Genomic DNA, 21,593 nt, shown 5'->3' with positions numbered 1-21,593 from the left:
TGGCCTGAAGTCCCGGAGAGGCGGGACGGCTAAGCTCCTCGGCTATGGGCTACCTGGTTACCGGGGCAACTGGGTTCATCGGTCGGTTCCTCATCCCCGAGCTGCTGAAACGCGAGGGTGCTATCCATGTGCTGGTGCGGCCGGGCGCCGAGTCCGCCGACCGGTTCACCTGTTGTGCCCGCGAGTGGGACGGCGGTGATCGGGTGCGGCCGGTGCCCGGTGATCTCGGCGCGCCCGGTCTAGGTATCGATCCGGCGTGGCTGGCCGAGCATCGCGGCTCGATCGATCATGTCTTCCATCTGGCGTCCAGCTTCGATCTCGCCGAGCGTAGCGATGGCACCCGGCATTTGGTCGATGTTGCCGAGGGCTTGAAAGCCGTTCTGCTGCATCATGTCTCGACGGTGGAGGTGGCCGGTTCGGCGGAGGGCCTGTTCACCGAGGACATGTTCGACGAGGGCCAGGTGTTGGCCACGCCGACGCAGCGGACCAAGTTCGAGGCCGAGCGGATCGTCCGCGATGCCGCGCTGCCCTGGCGCATCTATCGCCCGTCGATCGTGATCGGCCATTCCAGGACCGGCGAGATCGATCGGATCGACGGCCCCTACTACTTCTTCCGGCTGCTGCGGATGGGCGCGCAGCTGCCGAGAATCCTGCCGGTGCTGGTGCCCAAGCTCGGCGAAACCAACATGGTCCCGGTCGATTTCGTGGCCCGCGCGCTGGATCATATTGCGCACCAACCCGGCTCGGACGCGACGACCTACCATCTGGTCGATCCGCGCAGACAGAGCGTGGCCGAGGCGATGAACCTCTTCGCCGACGAGGCCGGTGCCCCACATCTCGTCGAGGTGATGCCGAAACGCGCACTCGACATGGTTCTGCAAGTACCGGGCGCGAGCTGGGTCCTCCCCCGCGTCGGTGTCCCCCGAGATGTCTTGGAGCACAGCGAATTCACCTGCTGGTTCGACTGCCAGCGCACCACCGCCGCGCTAGCGGGCACCGACATCAAGGTGCCCCCACTGGCCGGCTACGCCCCACTGATCTGGAAGTACTGGATCGAGAACTGGGTCTGACGCCGCAACCGACTCACCTCCAATCGAGGTGAGTCATATGGTCGCTAAAAGATCTTGGGCAGCAACCATTTCACTCGCCTCGATCGGGCCCAACCACCTTGCGTCCCTCCTCTTTCCCCAGCCTCTCTCAACCGGACCACAGCCAGTCCTCACGCTGGAACCCGAACGTTGCCCATCCCAGGCCGCGGAAGAGAAAGCCGGGTATGGCAGGCGACGTGCTCAGCACTACTCGATCATTCCCCGGATAGGTGTACCTACCGGGTAAGTACAACTAAGGACGACCCAACGCGACCAGCCCAGAAAACTGAAGACCTACCCCGGTTTTCCCGTGAGTAGTGTGGGCGCGTCGTGTGCCGTACCCGGCTTTAGGTGCACGTCAGGTGCGTGGTGTCGCGTTCCCGGGGTGGTCATCTGGCTGTGGTTGCGTCACAAGCGCTTTGGACAAGAGGTGGGTGGTCGAGTGGCGGTTGGGTTGTCGATCAGACCCGCCGAGCGAACCCCGGCATTGCCCAACATCTGCACTCTTTCTCGGGATCCGCACTCGGAATAGGGCCCTAAAGCCGGTGCGGATCCCGAGAAAGAGTGCGGATCCCGAGAGAGGGTGCGGATTCTGTTGTCAGCGTGGCGAGTTGAGGGGTGCACACCCTTTGTCTAGGCCGCACACCCCGTGTACGGGGTGTGCGGCCTAGACAAAGGGTGTGCAGTTCCGGCGGGATCAGCTGGTGCGGCTGTGGCCAGGCCTGTTCGCATACCTGCTGTTTCTTCCACATACCTCGTGGCGTGATGAGGGGTGTGTAGAGGAAGAAGCAGGTGTGCGAAGGCGACCTATCTGTCGCTTGGTCTCTGGTTGTTGTTGAGGGTTGTTTGCAACCGGTTGTGGATGGTGAATGGTTGGGCGGCGGTTCGGGTTTCAGGCGCCGGTGATCGTCAGGTAGATCAGGGCGACGTTGAGGGCCGAGATGATGGCTGCGATCAGCCAAGCCAGGGCGGTGGTGATGCGGTGGTTGACGTCGTTGCCCATCAGGACTCGGTCGCTGGTGAAGCGGACCAGGGGGATCAGGGCGAAGGGGATGCCGAAGGACAGGACCACCTGGGAGATGATCAGTGCTCGGGTGGGATCGATGCCGATGGCGAGGATGACCAGGGCCGGGATCAGGGTGACCAGGCGGCGCAGCAGCAGCGGGATGTGGCGGCGCAGCAGGCCCTGCATGATCATCGCGCCCGCGTAGGCGCCGACCGAGGTCGAGGCGAGGCCGGAGGCGAGCAGGCCGATGGCGAGGAGCAGTGCCGCGACCGGGCCGAGCGCGTCGCCGACGGCGGTGTGCGCGTCCTGCAGTGTCTCGATCTCGCGGTCGCGCAACGTGTTCGCGGCCATCAGCAGCATCGCCAGATTGACCGTGCCCGCCAGCACCATCGCCAGCACGACGTCGATCTTGGTGATCTTCAGCAGCCGCACCCGCATCGGTCCGGCGGCCGGGTGGCCGTGCCGGTCCCTGGCCAGGCCGGAGTGCAGGTACACCGCGTGCGGCATGACGGTCGCGCCGATCATGGCCGCGGCGAGCAGCACGCTCTCCGAGCCCTGGAACCTCGGCAGCAGTCCGCCGAGGGTGCCACCGACCGAGGGCGGTGAGATGAAGATGCTGGCCAGGAAGCCGATCGCGATGACGGCGAGCAGCCCGGTGATCACCCGCTCGAACGGCCGCTGCCCGCGCCGGTCCTGCACCAGCAGCAGACCCATCGACACCACGCCGGTGATCACGCCGCCGACCAGCAGCGGCAGCTGGAACAGCAGGTTGAGCGCGATCGCGCCGCCTACCACCTCGGCCAGGTCGGTGGCCATCGCGACGGTCTCGGCCTGCCCCCAGTAGGCCAGCCGGGTCGTGCGGCCCGACCGTTCCCGCACCGCCTCCGGCAGCGACATGCCGGTCACCAAACCCAGCTTGGCCGAAAGGAATTGGACGAGTCCGGCCATCACGTTGGCCATCACGATGACCCACACCAGCAGGTACCCGAACTGGGCGCCCGCGCTGATGTTCGACGCGACATTGCCCGGGTCGACATACGCGATCGCGGCCACGAAGGCGGGCCCGAGCAAGAGGCTGGCCGCACGGGCCCGCTGGGACGCAGATCTAGCGGATTCGACCAAGGTTGTACTCACAGAACAGAATTTTACGGGTTCCCGAACTTTTTCGTTAGTAGTACCCGTAAAACCAAACCGCCTGGTCATACCCAAAGGTATAACCAGGCGGTCGGTCGGTATTTACTGGGTCGGTCAGATGCCCAGGCCGCGGGCCAGCACCGGCCAGGACAGCTGGAACTCGTCGCGCCAGTAGCCCCACGAGTGGGTGCCGCTGTTGCGGAAGTTGTAGGTCGCCGGGATGCCCAGCGAATCCAGCTTGCCCTTGAGGTTGTTGGTGCAGAAGTTGGTGCCCGCCTCGATCACGCCGCCGATGATGATCTGGTTGGCCAGACCGTAGGCGCCGGGGAGCGCGTACTTACCGTCGAGCGTGTCGTACTGGCCGGGCAGACCGTTGCCGGTCGAGATGTAGAGGTCCAGTCCGCGCAGGCCCTCGGCGTGCACGTACGGATCGTTGGCCGCCCACTCCGGCGAACCCTGCGGGCCCCACATGTTGTTGGTGTCGCCACCACCCCAGGTCTCGACGGTGAGCTTGACGAACTCCGAGCCGACCGGGTCACTGGTCTGGGCGCAGCCACTGTAGGCCGCGGCCGCCTTGTACAGGCCGGGCTTGGCGATCGGCAGCGCGAGCACGGTGGTGCCCGAGGTGGACAGACCGGAGATCGCGTTCACGCCGTTGGTGCCGAGCGCGCCGTCGACCAGCGGCGGCAGCTCCTCGGTGAAGAAGGTCTTCCACTTGTTGCGGCCGAGCGTCGGGTCGTCCTTGATCCAGTCGGTGTAGTAGCTCCACTTGCCACCGATCGGCTGGATGACATTGACGTTCTTGTCCGAAAGGAATTGCAGCGCATCGGTCTTCGCCTGCCAGGAGGCATCGTCCTGGCCGCCGCCCGCTCCGTTGAGCAGGTACAGGGCCGGGCGCGGCACCGAGGCGTCGGCCGGGCGCTGGACGTCGATGATGACCTTCTGATCCATCGCCGCCGAGTACACGTACAGCCGGATGTTGCGGTCATCCTTGTACTCGGCCTTGGTGATCTTCGAGCCGTCCGGTGCGGTCGGGTTGGCGAGCAGGCTCTTGCCATCGATGATCGGATCAGCGGCCGAAGCGGAGGTCACGCCGAGGCCGGTCATCACTCCCGCAAGGACCGCTGTTGCCGCGATCGCCGCGGCGGCACGCAGGCCACTGCGCCGGGTCTGTCGACGTATCAATTTCACACCTTCGCTTCGTCTCGAGATTCCATCTGCATTTCCCTTGGAGCGCTTGCGAGCCGCGAATGCGCGAGGCCGCACCCGCCCGCGGTGGATGCCCTGAACACACCACGGCAGACCATACGGGGTATGAGGTCGTGGCAAAAGAGGTCATCGTTACCGCAGCGTCGCCCATCATGCCTGAGCAACCCCGATCTTCGCGCGCCCGACGCACCTTCGGCCGGAGGGCTCGCGAGCCGCGAAAGCACGCGGCCGCTCGGAGCGCTTGCGCGCGCGAATACGCGAGGCCGCATCTAATGTGCCCGTGGATCAAGCAGATCGGACAGACTCGGGCCGATCTCGGCCAGCGCCTCCGGCGTGGTCATCTGGTCATGCGCGACACCGATCGGGTGATCTTCGACACGGCCGTCGACGAACGGTTGCCAGCCGAGTGCCGCGGTGTCGTGCCCGGCCGCGCTGTAGTAATCCAGCCTGCCGTGGAACACCTCCGGGCGATGCTCGGCGATGAGCTCGGCCGAACGCACCGCGCTGCGGTAGATCCGGCGCACCCGCTCCGGCGTGAGCACGGCCATGTCCGGCGGGATGGTGGCGTGCAGCGCGGCGAGCGCCTCGTCGCTGAGGTCGTGGATGTCGCCGTCGCTGGGCAGCAGCGCGTCCGCGCCGATGCCGAGCTCGCTCAGCGCCTCCCGGATCGCCGCACGGAAGTCCGTGACGTCGATATCGGGATGACTGTCCAGCATCGCCAGCAACGCGACCTGCTCACCCTCGGCCTGCAATTCGGTCGCGATGGCGTGCGCGAGCACACCCCCGAGCGACCAGCCGAGCAGCCGGTACGGCCCCTGCGGTTGCACGGCGCGGATCTCCGCGACGTACCGGCTCGCCATCTCGGCCAGTGATGCGGGCAGGTAGCCGTCCTCCGACAGCGCGGGCGACTGCAGGCCGAAGATCGGCCTGCTGGCAGGCACGTAGCGGGCCAGACCCGCGTAGCACCAGGACAATCCGTACATCGGGTGGATGCAGAACAGCGGCTCGGCGGCGGCCATATCGTGCGGCACCCGGGTGCGGATGGGCAGCAGCACGCCGAGTGCAGCGTTCGAGTCGAGGTCGTAGTCGTGGTCACCGGCGAGCGCGGCGAGGATCCGGGTGGCCAGCGCGCCGGGGGTGGAGTCGGTGAAGAACCACTGCACCCGGACCTCGGCGCCGGTGAGCGTGCGCAACCGGCTGACCGCGCGGGTCGCGACCAGCGAATTGCCACCCAGATCGAAGAAGTCGTCATCGAGTCCGGCCCGATCGACACCCAGGATCTCGGCGAAGACCTCGACGATGGTCCGCTCCAGCGGGGTGGTCGGCGGCCGGTACGGACGGGCGGCGAGTTCGGGGACCGGGAGCGCCTTGCGGTCGAGCTTGCCGCTGGCGTTGAGCGGCAACTCATCCAGCACCAGGAACGCCGACGGCACCATGTACGACGGCAGCGAACCACGCGCGTGCAGCAGCGCCGCGGTTTGGTCGATGGTCTCCCCTGGCATTGCGACCAAGTAGGCGACGAGCCGGTCTCCGGTGGTGCCGTTGACCAGGGCTACGGCGGCATGGCGCACCGAGTCCAGGCCGAGCAGCACAGTTTCGATCTCACCGAGCTCGACCCGCTGACCACGCAGCTTGACCTGGAAGTCACTGCGGCCCAAGTACTCCAGCGCACCATCACGCCAGCGGACGATGTCACCGGTGCGATAGAGGCGCGCACCGCTCTCGTGCGCGACGAAACGCTCCGCGGTGAGGGCAGGGGCACCGAGGTAGCCGCGAGCCAGCTGGACGCCCGCGATGTACAACTCGCCCGCGGCACCGGGTGGCACCGGGCACAGCTGCCGATCGAGCACGTGCACCTGCGTGTTGGCGACCGGCGCACCGATCGGAACCGCCACCGCCGCAGCGTCTTCCACCGGATAGTCGGTGACCACGGTCGCCTCGGCGGGCCCGTACCAGTTCACCAGCCTGGTGTCCGGCAGGGCGGCGGCGAAGGACGTCACGGTCTCCGCGGTGAGCGCCTCACCCGCGGCGAACACGCGACGCAGGCTCGGGAATTCCGCCGCCGACTCCGGACCCAGGAAGGCGTCCAGCATCGAGGGCACGAAATGCACCGTGCTCACGTTGTTTTCGGCGATGGTCTCGGCCAGGTACGCCGGGTCACGATGGCCGTCCGGTTCGGCGACGACGATCGACGCGCCGGTCTGCAAGGGCCAGAACAGTTCCCAGGTGGAGATGTCGAAGGTGATCGGCGTCTTGTGCAGCACCACGTCGCCCGCGTCGTGCGGGTAGGTCCGCTGCGCCCAGCGGAACTGGTTGACCATCTGCCGGTGCGTGATCACCACACCCTTGGGGCGGCCGGTGGAACCTGACGTGTAGATGACGTAAGCGACGTTGTCCGGGTGAATGTCGGTGTCCACGAAGGAGACCGACTCCAGCGGCAGGTACAGCGTGTCCACCGCAACGACCGCGATGTCGGTATCGGTCACGAAGCCGTCGGCGCTGGTGGTCAGCACGCAGGCCGGGTTGGCACTGGCCAGCACGTATTCATTGCGTTCGGCCGGGTGATCCGGGTCGATCGGCAGATAGCCCGCGCCGGCCCGCAGCACCCCGTAGATGGTGACGACCAGGTCGACGCCGCGCCGCATGGCCACGCCGACCCGCGATTCCGCGCCGATGCCCCAGCGGCCGATTTCCCCGGCCAGCGCCCGTGAGCGCAGGTCGAGATCGGCGTAGCTGAGCGTGACGTCGCCGTAGCGCACCGCGGGCGCGTCCGGCGTGCGCGCCACCTGCGCGTCGAACAGCGACAGCAGCGTCGCGTCGTCCAGCAGCTCCGGCACCTCGGTGGCGTTGCGGGTGGCCAGCTCGGTGCGTTCGCTGTCGAGCAGCACGTCGATGTCGGCGATGCGGGCCTGCGGGTTGGTCACGAAACGCCGGATCAACGCCGAAAGCCGTTGCGCGAGTGCCTGTGCCGCCGTCTCGTCGAACAGGTCGCGCAGGTACTTCACCGACACGCGCAGCTGGCTGTCCAGCACCACCATGATGGTGAGCGGGTAGTGGGTGCCGTTGACCGCGCCGACGCCGGTGACGCTCAGGCCGTCGATATCGCTGGCCTTGTCCAGGCCGTCCCGGTCGACGGGGAACGATTCGAACACCACCAGGGAGTCGAAAAGCCCTTCCACATCGATGATTTCTTGAATGTCGCTCAGCCCGAGGTAGTGGTGATCGAGCAGCCCGGCCTGCTCCCCTTGCAGCTGGCGCAGCAGCCCGCCGAGGGTGTCGGTGGCGCCGAGGCGCACCCGCACCGGGATCGCATTGAGGAACAACCCGACCATGCTCTCGACGCCGTCCAACTGCGGCGGTCGGCCGGACACGGTGGCGCCGAAGACCACATCGTCGCGATCGACACTGCGGCCGATCAGCAGACCCCAGGCCGCCTGCACGACCGTGTTCACCGTAACGCCCAGACCCGACGCGAGCCGGGTGAGCGCGGTGGTGTCGGACTGGGCCAGCTCGAAGCCGACTTCGCCTACCCCGGCGGAGATTTCGCGGCCGGGATCGACCGGCGCCAGCGGCGTCGGCTCGGTGATACCGGTGAGCGCGGTGCGCCAGGCCTCGCGCGCCGAATCGGCCTTCTGCGCGACCAGCCAGGCCAGGTAGCCCCGGTACGACGGCACCTTGGGCAGATGCCGGGAATTGCCGCCGAGCGCGTACAGCGTCAGCAGGTCCTTCATCAGCAGCGGCATCGACCAGCCGTCGATCAGGATGTGGTGGCTGGTCACCAGCAGGTGGAACGCGTCGGCGGACGAGCGGATCAGCGCGAACCGCAGCAGCGGCGCGGTCCGCATGTCGAAGTGATCGGCCAGGTCGGCCGCCTTGATGTCGGCCAGTTCCTGCGCCGCGGCTTCGGGCTCGAGCTGGACGAGATCGATGAGCCGCCAGGGCACGTCGAGCGAATCCTGCACGATCTGCAGCGGATTGCCCGCGGCGTCCTCGGCGAAGGCGACGCGCAGGTTGTCGTGCCGGTCCAGCACCGCCTGTGCCGCCCGGTGCATCCGGCCCGGGTCCACATCGCCGCCGAGGTCGAGGACGAACTGGGTGGTGTAGACGTCCACCGAGGACTCGGCGAGCAGCGCGTGGAACAGCATGCCCGACTGCAGCGGGGTCACCGGCCACACGTCGGTGAGGTTCGGGTAGGTGGCGGCGAGCCGGTCGATGTCGGTCTGCTTCAGGCGAACCAGCGTGAAGTCCGACGGCGTGAAGGTGACGCCCTCCGCGCGCAGGCCGTGCTCGGCCAGCCCGCCGAGCGCGTAGATCCAGTGCTCGGCAAAGGTTTTCACCGCGTCACCGGCGAATGCCGCTGAGGCGTAGTCGAACCGGGCGACCAGGCCGTCGTCGGCGGCGTCGACGGTGAGGTCGAGCAGCAGGTCCTCGGCCGTGGTGTCGGTGTGCACCCGGGCCGGTCGCAGATCCCGGTAGCGCAGCGCGAACCGGCCGCGGCCGAGCTCGCCCAGTTCGGCGGCGGTCTCCGCGTTCAGGTAGCGCAGCAGGCCGTAGCCGACGCCCTGCGAGGGCACCGATCGGCGCAGCTCCTTGATCTGCGCGAGGGCGGCGCCCGCGGCCGGGCCGCCGACGAGTGCGTCGTCGGCGTCGATCCTGGTGAGCCGCAACGGCAGTGGGAACTCGGTGGTGAAGCCGCCGACCATGTTCTCGTCGGCGTTGGTCGCGGACCGCTCGTCGGCGGACAGCCGGATCACCGAGCCGAGGGCGCGCGTGACGGGATCGCCCGCCGACGTCTGCAGCGCCAGCGCGACCGCGGTGAGCAGAACGTCGTCCACAGTTGCGTGATAGGCGGCCGCTGCGGCTGCCACCGCGGCGGCACCTTCCGCCGTGATGGCCAGCGAGACGCGGCTGCGGGCCCGCAGATCACGCCCGTCGGCGACGGTCCCCTCGGGGATGGACGCCAAAATCCGCTCCCACCAGCCCAACTCGCCGACGGTCCGCAGATCGTGGGCCTTGGCCGACAGGGCGCGGATGAGCACGCCGAGGCCGGACTCCGGCGCCGCAGGGGCGGCGTGGCGGCCGCGGCTCCAGGCCGCGGTCAGCTGGTCGACGATGGTCCGCCACGAGATGTCGTCCACGACAAGGCCGTTGGCGACGACGATCAGGGTCGACCGACCCTCCAACCCGCCGGTCAGCACGAAGTGGATGTTGCGTCCCTGCTCGGGATCGAGTGCCGCGGCGGCGGCCTGCACCACATCGTCGATGGGCAACGTGGTTTCGCCGTCGTCGAGGCGGCGGAAGGCCTCGCCAGTGCGTTCGTCGGCAGGCGGGATCCGAAGCACGGGGGTGTCGCCCTCGCGGTCCAGCCGCACCCACAGCATCGGATGCTGCTCGAGCACCTTGCCGACCGCGGTGTGCACCGCTTCGACGGCGCAGCTCTCCGGCACGTCGAGTGCGATGGCGCGGACCTCGACACCGGTATCGAGCAGTCGGGCCGCGTGCGGGGTCAACGGCAGGTCGCCGGATTCGTCGCCCGGTCCGTCCTCGACCACGGCGGCCTTGGCCAGCGCGGCCACGGTGCGCGACTCGAAAACGTCACGGGGCGTGAAGGTCACGCCGCGGCCGCGCGAGCGCGACACCACCTGGATGGAGACGATGCTGTCGCCGCCGAGGGCGAAGAAGTCGTCGTCGAGCCCGACCCGCTCGATGCCGAGCACCTCGCCGATCACCTCGGCGATGGTCAGTTCCGCCATGGTCTGCGGCGCACGGTAGGCGGTGGTCTCGAGGGCCGGTTCGGGCAGCGCGCGCCGATCCAGCTTGCCGACCGGGGTCAGCGGGATCTCGTCCAGCACAACGATCGCCGTCGGCACCATGTACTCCGGCAGGGTGGTGCCCAGTGCGTCCGCCAGCGTCGCGACATCGAGCGTCGCGCCCTTGGCGGGCAACACGTAGGAGACCAGCATCGTCGCGCCGGAACCGGATTCGCGGCCGAGGGTGACCGCGAACTCGACGCCGGGCTGGGCGGCGAGCGCGGTGTCGATCTCGCCGAGCTCGATCCGGAAGCCGCGCACCTTCACCTGGAAGTCGTTGCGGCCCACGTACTCCACCAACGGCTGGTCGCCGCCGCGGGCCCAGCGCACCACGTCGCCGGTGCGGTAGAGCCGCTCGCCGGGCCGACCGTACGGGTCGGCGATGAACCGAGCCGCGGTGAGTCCCGGCCTGGCGTGATAGCCGCGTGCCAGCTGGATGCCGCCCAGATACAGTTCGCCCGCAACACCTTCGGGCACCGGGCGCAGCCTGCGGTCCAGCACCAGCGAACGCATGCCGCGGATCGGGCCGCCGATGGTGACCGGCTCCCCCGGGCGCAGCGGGTCGCTGATGTTGGTCATGATCGTGGTCTCGGTGGGCCCATAACCGTTGTGGAAGCGCCGGTTCTCGGCGACCGCCCACTTGGCGACCAGGTCGGCGGGCACCGCTTCGCCGCCCGCGACGATGGCCTGCATGCCGGACAGCGCTTCCTGGTCGAGTGAGGCCAGCACGGAGGGGGTGAGGAAGGCGTGCGTCACCCCTTCGTCCCGGATCAGTTCGGCCAGTTCGTCGCCGCCGAAGGTCTGCGGCGGCGCGACCACCAGTGCGCCCGCCGAGCCGAGCGCAAGGAGCAGCTCCAGCATCGAGGCGTCGAACGACGGGGACGCGAAAGCCAGTGCGCGCGTGGTCTGGTCGAGTTCGTAGCGCTCGACCTGTTCGGCACTGAAGTTGGCCAGACCCGCGTGCGTGACCACCACGCCCTTGGGCAGGCCGGTGGAGCCGGACGTGTAGATCACGTACGCGGCGTTGGTGCTTCGGATCGGGCCGTGGCGTTCGGTGAGGCTGATCGGGCGGTCCGAGCGGGACGCGACATCGAAGGTGAAGTCGCGATCGTCGAGCACGAACCAGGGGCGGCCACCCGCCATCGGAGGCAGGCCACCGAGCTCGGCGGTCAGCGTGACGCCCAGTGCCGCACCGGAGTCGTTGACCATGTGCGCGATGCGGTCGGCCGGGTAGGTCGGGTCGATCGGCACGAGCGCCGCACCGGTCTTGGCCACCGCCCACAGCGCGAGCAAGGACTCGACCGAACGCCGGATCGCCAGGGCGATCAGAACGTCCGGGCCCGCACCGCGATCGATCAGCGTGCGCGCCAATTGGGAAGAGGCGGCGTCGAGTTCGACGTAGCTGAAGGAACGGCCCCCGACGACGAGGGCGGCGCCGGTGGGGTTCCTGGTGACCGCGGAAGCCATCAGCTCCGGCAGGCTGCGCGGTGCCGCTGCCTCGGCGCCCGTGCGGGAGATCAGGTCGGCGCGCTCCGACTCGTCCAGGATCTCCAGGTCGTCCACCGCGGTACCCGGGTCCTGCGCGACGGCGGCCAGGATGCCGCGGAAGCGGCGGCCGAACTCGGTGACCGTCTGCTCGTCGAACAGGTCACGGGCGTAAGTGAATTCGGCGGCCAGCCCGGCTTCGGCACCCGCTTCGGTGCGCTGCTCACGCATGGTCAGCAGCAGATCGAACTTGGCGGTGTCGGCCGCCGGGTCGAGTGCGGCGAAGTTGAGGCCGGGCAGTTCGAAGCTTGTCGCGGCGAGGTTTTCGAAGGACAGCGCCACCTGGAACAGCGGGTGGCGACCCGCGGAGCGCTCCGGATCGAGCACCTCGACCAGCCGCTCGAACGGAGTGTCCGCGTTGGCGAAGGCCCGCAGGTCGGTTTCCCGGTTGGCGGCGAGCAACTCGGTGAAGCCGAGGTCGGCCGCGACCCGGGTGCGCAGGACCAGGGTGTTGACGAACATGCCGATCAGATCGTCGAGTTCGGCTTCGCCGCGACCCGCGATGGGGGTGCCGATGGCCACGTCCTCGGTACCGGACATGCGAGCCAGGAACACCGCGAGCGCAGTGTGCACAACCATGAACAGGGTGGCGTTGTGCTGCTTGGCCAGCGCGACCAGCGCGGCGTGCACGTCGGCTTCGACGACGAAATCCGTTTTGCCGCCCGCGAAACTCTGTGCCGCGGGGCGCGGCCGGTCGGTGGGCAGGTTCAGCTCGTCCGGCAGGTCGGCGAGTTCGGTTGTCCAGTAGGCGAGTTGCGCGCCGGCCAGGGACTCGGGGTCGTCGTCGCTGCCGAGCACGCTGCGCTGCCACAACGCGTAGTCGGCGTACTGGATGGGCAGCGGTGACCAGGACGGTGCCTCGCCGCCGCTACGAGCGGCATAGGCCAGCATCAGGTCTCGGGTCAGCGGGCCCATCGACCAGCCGTCCGCGCTGATGTGGTGCGCGACGAACACCAGCACGTATTCGCTGGCCGCGAGCTGGAACAGCCGGGCGCGGAACGGCACCTCCATGGTGACGTCGAAACCGGCGGAGACGATGCGCTGCACCTCGTGCGCGACCCGTTCCTCACCGATCTGCGCGGGCGCCAGATCCACTGAAACCTCGTGTGGCGCAAGGATTCGCTGCTCCGGGCCCGCCAGGGTCTCCGGGTAGACGGTGCGCATGATCTCGTGGCGCGCGACGAGGTCGGCGACGGCCTCCTGCAACGCGTCGACATCCAGGTCACCGGAGAGGCGGATGGCGGCCGGGATGTTGTAGACGGCGGCGGTGGTGTCGAACTGGTTGAGGAACCACATCCGCTGCTGGGCGGAGGACAGCGGAATGTGGTCGGGGCGTGGCTGTGCGACGAGCGGGTTGCGGGTGTGCTCGCTGGTGGTGTGTTCGACCTTGACCGCGAGTCCGGCCACGGTGGACGCCTCGAACAGGGCGCGCACGGGGACTCGCGAATCCAGCGCGGCGCCGATCCGGGCGGCCACCTGGGTCGCCAGCAGCGAGTTGCCGCCGAGGGCGAAGAAGTCGTCGTCGGCGCCCACGCGTTCGACACCGAGCACGTCGGCATACACCGACGCCACGATCTCCTCGATCGGCGTCGACGGCGCACGGAAGACCAGTGCCTCGAACTCGGGCTCCGGCAACGCCTTTCGATCCAACTTGCCGTTCACATTCAGCGGCAGCTCATCCAGCACCACGAACGCCGACGGCACCATGTACGACGGCAGTGCGGCGCTCAGTGCCGACTTCACCTGCGCCACATCGAGACCGGCGGAATCGTCCGGCACCCCCGCCTCCGCGGCGGCTTGCGCGGCGAAGGCAGCGGCCTGGACGGCAAAGGAAGTGGCCGGGCCCGCCGGGGCCGCAGGTTCGGCGGCGGCGACCAGATAGGCCACCAGGCGATCACCAGTCTTGGGATCGGACTTCGCGACCACCGCGGTCTGCGCGATCTCCGGCAACGCCAGCAGCGCGGCCTCGATCTCACCCAGCTCGATGCGGAAGCCACGGATCTTCACCTGGAAGTCGGTGCGGCCCTGGTACTCCAGCTCACCGTCGGTGTTCCAGGCCACCAGGTCACCGGTGCGGTACATGCGCGTGCCGGACTGGAACGGGTTGGCCACAAACCGATCCGCGGTCAGATCGGCGCGATCGAAGTAGCCGCGTGCGAGCTGACTACCCGCCAGGTACAGCTCGCCGAAGATGCCGACCGGCACCGGACGAAGCCGACCGTCGAGCACATAGGCCTGGCTGTTCCATTCGGACGCGCCGATCGGCACGGAGCCCTGGTCGGCATCGGTGACCCGATGGCGGGTGATCGACACGGCGGCCTCGGTCGGCCCGTACAGGTTGTCCAGCAACACATCTGGATGCGCCGTCAAGAACCGCTGCGCCAGTGCGGCGGGCAGCGCCTCGCCGATGGCGAGCACTCGCCGCAGCGGTGACGGTTCCGGCTCGGCCTCGGTGCCGGTGTGCACCAGCAGGGCATCCAGCATGGACGGGACGACGTGCAGCGTCGTCACCGATTCCCGGGTGATCAGGTCGTTGAGGTAGGCCGGATCGCGGTGCCCGCCCGGCGCGGCGATCACCAGCTTGCCCGCGCAGACCACCGCCGACCAGAACTCCCACACCGAGAGGTCGAAGGTCGCCGCCGTCTTGAGCAGTACGGCGTCGTCGTCGGACAGCCCGAATTCGGCTGCCTTCCACTGCAACTGGTTCGCGATCGCGGCGTGCGAGACGGCCACGCCCTTGGGGCGACCGGTCGAACCCGACGTGAAGATCACGTACGCGGTGTTGTCGGGGTGCAACGGCGCGACGCGCTCGGTGTCGGCGAGTGGTCCGCTCGCGAAGGAACCCAGGACGAGCTCGTCGATGGGCACCAGGGGTGCGACCTCGGTGTCGAAGTCCGCGTCCGCGTTGGTCAGCACACACACGGGTGCCGCGGTCTCGAGGATGTAGTCGGTGCGCTCGGCGGCCTGGTCCGGGTCGACCGGCACGTACGCGCCACCGGCTTTGGCGACCGCGTACATCGCGACGACCAGGTCGATCGAACGGCGGAAGGCAAGTGCCACCCGGGATTCCGGGCCGACGCCGATCGAGATCAGGTACCGGGCAAGACGATTCACCCTGGTGTCGAGCTCGACGTAGTTCAGCTCGTGGCGGGCGCCGTTAGGTAGGTCGGCCACCACGGCGACAGCCTCGGGCGCCGCGGCGAGCACCGCGCGTTGCAGGAACGACGGCAGCGTCGCGGCGGTATCGACGGTGTGCGCGGTGTCGTTCCACCGCACCAGGACCGAGTCACGTTCGTCGGCCGCGAGCAGGTCGATATCGCCGACCGGTGTCGCGGCGTCGGCGACGACGGTGGCGAGGATCCGCGACAGTCGCTCGGCGAAGCTCTGCACGGTCGCGGCGTCGAAGAGATCGGTGGCATAGGTGAAGAAGCCGCCGATGCCGGTGGGCGCGCCGGATTCGTCGTAGCCGTCGCCCACGATGAGGTGCAGATCGAACTGCGACACAGCGAGATCCGCGTCGACCCCGGCCACGGCGAGGCCGGGCAGTTCGAGCGCGGTGCGGGCGATGTTCTGGAACGACAGACCGACCTGGAACAGCGGGTGGTGCGCCGTCGAGCGTGGCGGGTTGAGCACCTCTACCAGGCGCTCGAACGGGATGTCCGCGTGCGCGAACGCCTGCAGGTCGGTATCGCGTTGCCGCGCAAGCACTTCGGTGAACGATTCGCCGCCGTCGAAGGTGGCCCGGAAGACCACGGTGTTGACGAACATGCCGATCAGGTCGTCGAGTTCACGTTCGCCACGACCGGCCACCGGGGTGCCGATGGCGATATCGCCGGTACCGGAGAGCCTAGCGAGCAGGACGGCGAGGGCGGTGTGCACGACCATGAACAACGTCGCACTATGCGCGCGAGCGAGTTCCACGAGACCGGCGTGCGTGGCCGCATCGATCCGCACGTCTACCCGCGCACCGGCCATCGTCGCGATGGCGGGCCGGGGCCGGTCGGTCGGCAATTCCAGCAGATCCGGCAAACCCGCGAGCTGCTTGCGCCAGAACTGGATCTGTTGCGCGGCAATCGATTCCGGGTCGGTCTCGTCGCCGAGCACCGCACGCTGCCACAGCGCATAGTCGGCGTACTGCACCGGCAACGGATTCCAGCCGGGTGCCTCGCCCGCGGTCCGCGCGGCGTAGGCGATCATCACGTCGCGCACCAGCGGGCCCATCGAGGACGCGTCGGCAGCGATGTGGTGCACCACCACCGCGAGTACGTAGTCCGATCCCGCTGTGCCGTCGATGATTTCGAGCAGCCGCACGCGCACCGGCACCTCGTCGGTCACATCGAACGGCGTCGACGCCAAGGCATACACCTCGCCGGGCACCGCGGCCGCGGCGACGGGATGAGCGGTGACATCCAGGGTTACCCGGCTGGCAGGCAGCACGACCTGCACGGGGCCGTCGGCGTTCTCCGGGTACACGGTGCGCAGCACTTCGTGCCTGCTGACCACATCGTCGAGTGCCGCACCGAGTGCCGCGACATCCAGCGCACCGGTCAGCCGCAAGGCGAACGGCAGGTTGTAGGCGGCCGAACCGACCGCCGCGTCGTCATCGTCGGACTGGTCGAAGCGGTTGAGGAACCACATCCGGCGCTGCGCCAGCGACAACGGCAGCTGCTCGGGCCGGGCGATGCTGCCGAGCAGGATGCCCCGCTCGTCATACGTCCGCGATTCGATCGCGGCGGCCAGCGACTCCACGGTCGGCGTCTCGAACAGCGTGCGCACCGGCACTTTGGTGTCCATCGCGGCACCGAGCCGGGCCACCAGCTGGGTAGCGATCAGCGAGTTGCCACCGAGCGCGAAGAAGTCGTCGTCGGCACCGACCCGGTCCCGTCCGAGCACCTCACCGAACACTCCGGCGACGATCTCCTCGACCGGCGTTGCCGGCGCGCGGAATTCGCGCGCGGTGAAGGTCGGTTCGGGCAGTGCCCGGCGATCCAGCTTGCCGCTCGGGTTCAGCGGAAAGGCGTCCAACGCGACGAGCGCCGTCGGAATCATGTAGGCGGGCAGCGTTTCCGCGATCGCCGCGAGCAGTTCCGGCTGCTCGACCGAATGTCCCGGCGCGGCAACAACGTAGGCCACCAGCTGGTCGCCCAGCGTGGACTGGCTGACCAGCGCCACCGCCTGGTTGACGGAAGGCTGGGCCAGCAGCGCGGTTTCGATCTCGCCGAGCTCGATGCGCTGGCCGCGGAACTTCACCTGAAAGTCGGTGCGGCCGAGGTAATCCAGCCGATGCGAGCGATCGGCGCTGCCATCACGCCACACCACCAGATCTCCGGTGCGGTACATGCGCTCGCCGAAGCCGAACGGGTCGGCCACGAAGCGATCGGAGGTCAGATCCGGACGCCGAACGTACCCGCGCGCCAACTGATCACCGGCGAGGTACAGCTCGCCGGGCACCCCGGCGGGCACCGGGCGCAACCGCGCGTCGAGCACGTAGACCTGAGTGTTCCACTGCGGCAACCCGATCGGCACCGAGCGGGTATCCGAACCATCGGCGGGCCAGTAGGTCACCGACACGGCGGCTTCGGTCGGGCCGTAGAGGTTGTGCACCCGCGCGTCCGACACCGCACCGAACGCGCCGACGGTCTCCGGCGGCAGGGCCTCGCCGATCACGAAGACGTCCCGCAGGCTCGGGCAGGCACTTACCGCGGTGTGCGCGGCGAATACGGTCAGCATCGACGGCACGAAGTCGGTGACCGTGACGCGCTGCGCGGCAATGGTTTCCGCGACGTACACCGGATCACGATGCCCGTCGTGGGTGGCGACGACCAGCTTCGCGCCGACCCGCAGCGGCATGAAGAAGCCCCACAGCGACACGTCGAAGGTGGTCGCGGTCTTCTGCAGGTACACATCGTCGACACCGAGCGGGTACTCCGCCAGCATCCACTCGATCTGGTTGTTGATCGCGGCGTGCGAGATCGCGACGCCCTTTGGCCGTCCTGTCGAACCCGAGGTGAAGATGACGTAAGCGGGGTGCTGCGGCAGTACCGTCCGCAGCAGTTCCTCCTGACGCACCGGCGCACCGTCGAAGGCGCTGGTGTCGACCGCATCCAAGGTCAGCACCGTGGTGCCGACCGGGACCTCGATCGCGTCCGCCGAGGTGGTCACCACGCAGGCAGGCTGTGCCGTGTCGAGAATGTGCGCGATCCGCTCAGCCGGATGATCCGGATCCAACGGCACGTAGGCGCCACCCGCGGTCACGATCGCGTACATGCCGACAACGAGGTCGAGCGAGCGACGAATCGCCAAGCCCACCAGCGACTCCGCGCCTACACCCTGCGAAATCAGCAACCGGGCAAGCTGATTGACCCGCTCATCGAACTCGCGATAGGTGAGCGTCGCACCCTCGTGTGCCAACGCGACGGCGTCCGGATGGGCGGCCGCTGCCCGCCGATATCCGTCCAGCAACAGCTCCGGCGCGACCGCGTGCCGGGTCTCGTTCCACCCGACCAGAACCCGCGCCAGCTCCGCCGGAGCCAGCAGGTCGATCTCACCGACCGCGTGTTCCGGGTCGGCACCCACCGCGACGAGCAGCCGCTCGAAGCGCTGGGCGAACTCCGCGATCGTCGCCTCGTCGAACAGATCCGTGGCATACAGGAACTGCGCCGAGAAGCCGTTCTCCGCCTTGGGCACCACCGTCAGCTGCAGGTCGAACTTGGCCACCGCGCCGTCGAATTCGACGGCGCGCGCGGACAATCCGGGCAGCTCGACCTGGGCCCTGCTCATGTTCTGGAAGAACAGCGCCACCTGGAACAACGGGTGATGGGCCTGCGAGCGCACCGGGTCGAGCACCTCTACCAGGCGCTCGAACGGCAGCTCGGCGTGCGAAAACGCCGCCAGGTCCGTCTCTTTGGTGGCGGCGAGCAGGTCGAGGAACGAGGCGCCGGGATCGATCGGCGTGCGCAACACCAGGGTGTTGACGAACATGCCGATGAGCCCGTCGAGCTCCCGCTCGCCACGACCCGCGACCGGTGTGCCGATGGTGATGTCGTCGGTGCCGGTGAGCCGGGCGAGCAGGGCCGCGAACGCGGCGTGCACCACCATGAATTCCGAAGCGCCGGAACGCTGGGCGAGCTCGATGAGCCCGCGATGCACCTCGGCGGACACCTCGAAGGTGTACTCCGCGCCCCCGCCGGAGGCGACGGCCGGGCGCGAACGATCAGCGGGGAGTTCGAGCCGATCCGGGATGCCCGCCAGGGCGTTGCGCCAGTACGCGATCTGCGCGGCGGCCACCGAGTCCGGGTCGTTCTCGTCGCCGAGCACCTCGCGCTGCCACAGCGTGTAGTCGGCGTACTGCACCGGCAGCGGCGGCACCGCGGGCGGGGCGCCGTTGCGCCGAGACAGGAAGGCGCCGAGCAGATCCCGCAGGAACGGAGCGACCGAGGCACCGTCGGCGGCGATGTGATGCACGACCACCACGACCACGTGCTCGCTCGGCGAGAGCTCGGCCAGCGCGATGCGCAACGGCACCTCGGCGGCGACGTCGAACCCGGCCAGCGCGAACCCGCGCAGCCAGTCCGCCACCTCGTGCTCGGCCAACGGCTTCGGCGCGAGATCCGGAACGGCATGCGCCGCAGGCAATACCACCTGGTAGCCGGTGCCGTCGATGGCCGGGTACACGGTGCGCAGCGTCTCGTGCCGCTCGATCACGTCGGTGATCGCGGCCTGCAACGCCGACACATCCAGTGAGCCGGTCAACCGGATGGCGAACGGAATGTTGTTCGCCGCCGACGCCGTGTCGAACTGGTTCAGGAACCACATCCGCTGCTGCGCCAGCGACAGCGGAATGTGCTCCGGCCGCTCGGTCGGCGCGAGCACACGCCGATCGCCCGCGCCCTTCAACGACTCCATCCGCTCGGCAAGACCGGCGACCGTTGGCGTTTCGAAGATCAGCCGCGCGGGCACCCGCGCCGAGAGCGCCGCGCCGAGCCGGGCGGCGGCCTGCGTCGCGATGAGCGAGTTGCCGCCGAGTTCGAAGAAGTTGTCGTCGGCGCCGACCGGGGCGCCCGGCCCGAGCAGCTCGGCGAAGACGTCGGCGACCAGTTCCTCCAGCGGACCGACCGGCGCGCGAAAGACTTTGGTCTGCAGGCGCGGCGAGGGCAGCGCGGCCCGGTCCAGCTTGCCGACCGGCGTCAGCGGGATGGCGGCGAGCACCATGACTACCGTCGGCACCATGTGCGCGGGCAGGCTCCGCTCGGCGACCGCGGCCAGTTCGGCGGCGTCCGCGTCCATGCCGGGCGCGGAATGCACGTAGGAGACGAGAATCGTTGCGCCGCTGTCCAGGTCGTGCCCGACGGTGACCGCGAAGTCGACGGTCTCGTGCGCGGCGAGCACCGCGTCGATCTCGCCGAGCTCGATCCGGAAGCCACGGATCTTCACCTGGAAGTCGTTGCGGCCGAGGTACTCCAATTCACCGGAGCTGGTGGAGCGCACCAGGTCGCCGGTGCGGTACAGCCGGGAGCCGTTGGCATCGAACGGATTCGCGACGAACCTGGCCGCCGTCAGCCCGGCTCGATCGTGATATCCCCTGGCCAGCTGCGCGCCGGTGATGTACAGCTCGCCGACTGCCCCGTCTGGCACCGGCACCAACTGCTCGTCCAGCACGTATTCGGTGATCGCGCGGATCGGCCCGCCGATGGTCACCGGTGCGTCCGGGGTCAGCGGCGCACTGATGTTCGTCATGATCGTGGTCTCGGTGGGCCCGTACCCGTTGAAGAACTCCCGGATTCGCCTGCCGGACACCGATACCGCCCAGCGCCGCACCAACTCCGGCGGGCACGCCTCACCGCCCGCGACCACCACGCGCAACTCGTCCAGCCCGGCCGGGTCCACCGACGCCAGCGCGGCGGGCGTGATGAACGCGTGCGTCACACCCTCCCGGCGGATCAGCGCAGCGAGCTCCTCGCCGCCGAACACCGTCGGCGCCACCACCACCATGGTGGCCGCGCCGCCGATCGCGAGCAGCAACTCCAGCACGGACGCGTCGAACGACGGCGACGCGAAATGCGATGTCCGCGAATCACTCGTCACCCGATACCGCTCGCGCTGCTCATCGCAGAAGCTCGACAGGCCGGCCTGGGTGACGACGACGCCCTTGGGTTTGCCGGTCGAGCCCGACGTATAGATCACATAGGCCGGGTGCTCGGCCCGCAGCGGCCGCACCCGATCGATGTAGGTCACCGGGTCCGCGGGAAACTCCTCCAGCAGCCTGGCGCAGTCGGCGGTGTCGATCGGCAGCCAGTCGACCCGGTCCGGCAGGTCGCCGCGCACCGCGGCGACGGTCAGTCCGAAGACCGCGCCGGAGTCGACGATCATGTGCTCGACCCGGTCGGCCGGATAGTTCGGGTCCACCGGCACGAAGCCCGCGCCTGCCTTGGCTACCGCCCAGACCGCGACCACGGATTCGATCGACCGCGGAATGCCGACGGCCACCAGGTCCTCGGGTCCGATGCCGCGGCCGATCAGTAGTCGGGCCAGCCTGGTCGATCGGTCATCGAGCTCGGCGTAGCTCAGCTCCGTCAGCGTGCCGGTGGCGTCGACCAGGGCGACCCCGATGCCGCTCGGGTTCGCCTCGACCGCAGTCGCCATCAGCTGCGGCAGTGTGGTGACCCTGGATCGCCTGGTTCGGGTCGGCCGAACCCGTGCCGGTCGGGTCATGACTCCACCTCGCTGGCGCTCGGCTCCGTCATGCCCCAGGCGGGCTGTGACATCGCTCCCTCGCTGCGCTCGGTCACGCGCACACCGCTT

The 21,593-nt window shown here is 68.7% G+C and carries 4 protein-coding genes; 1 reads left to right on the top strand and 3 read right to left on the bottom strand.

The window, feature by feature from the left end:
* Window positions 1-44 precede the first annotated feature (44 nt).
* A complete protein-coding gene (locus ACQPW1_RS05315) occupies window positions 45-1,070 on the top strand; it encodes an SDR family oxidoreductase (RefSeq protein ID WP_433661642.1) in 1,026 nt (341 codons plus the stop codon).
* Window positions 1,071-1,980: 910 nt separating this feature from the next.
* Here ACQPW1_RS05315 and ACQPW1_RS05310 read toward each other — a convergent pair.
* From ACQPW1_RS05310 to ACQPW1_RS05300, 3 genes are all read right to left on the bottom strand, one after another.
* Window positions 1,981-3,216: an Nramp family divalent metal transporter gene (locus tag ACQPW1_RS05310; protein WP_433665151.1), complete on the bottom strand. Its 1,236-nt coding sequence runs from the start codon at window positions 3,214-3,216 to the stop codon at window positions 1,981-1,983.
* A gap of 126 nt (window positions 3,217-3,342) precedes the next feature.
* Complete coding sequence (locus tag ACQPW1_RS05305; RefSeq protein WP_433665150.1) at window positions 3,343-4,335, bottom strand: alpha/beta hydrolase; 993 nt, start codon at window positions 4,333-4,335, stop codon at window positions 3,343-3,345.
* 371 nt (window positions 4,336-4,706) lie between these two features.
* The gene (locus ACQPW1_RS05300) at window positions 4,707-21,542 is read right to left on the bottom strand and encodes a non-ribosomal peptide synthase/polyketide synthase (RefSeq protein WP_433665149.1); all 16,836 of its coding nucleotides are present in this window, start codon (window positions 21,540-21,542) and stop codon (window positions 4,707-4,709) included.
* Window positions 21,543-21,593: the final 51 nt, after the last annotated feature.

It is taken from the genome of Nocardia sp. CA-128927 (assembly GCF_050955855.1).
Classification (GTDB): domain Bacteria; phylum Actinomycetota; class Actinomycetes; order Mycobacteriales; family Mycobacteriaceae; genus Nocardia.
The sequence above is the reverse complement of the archived record's forward strand: the minus strand, read 5'-3'. Positions and strand labels throughout refer to the sequence as shown.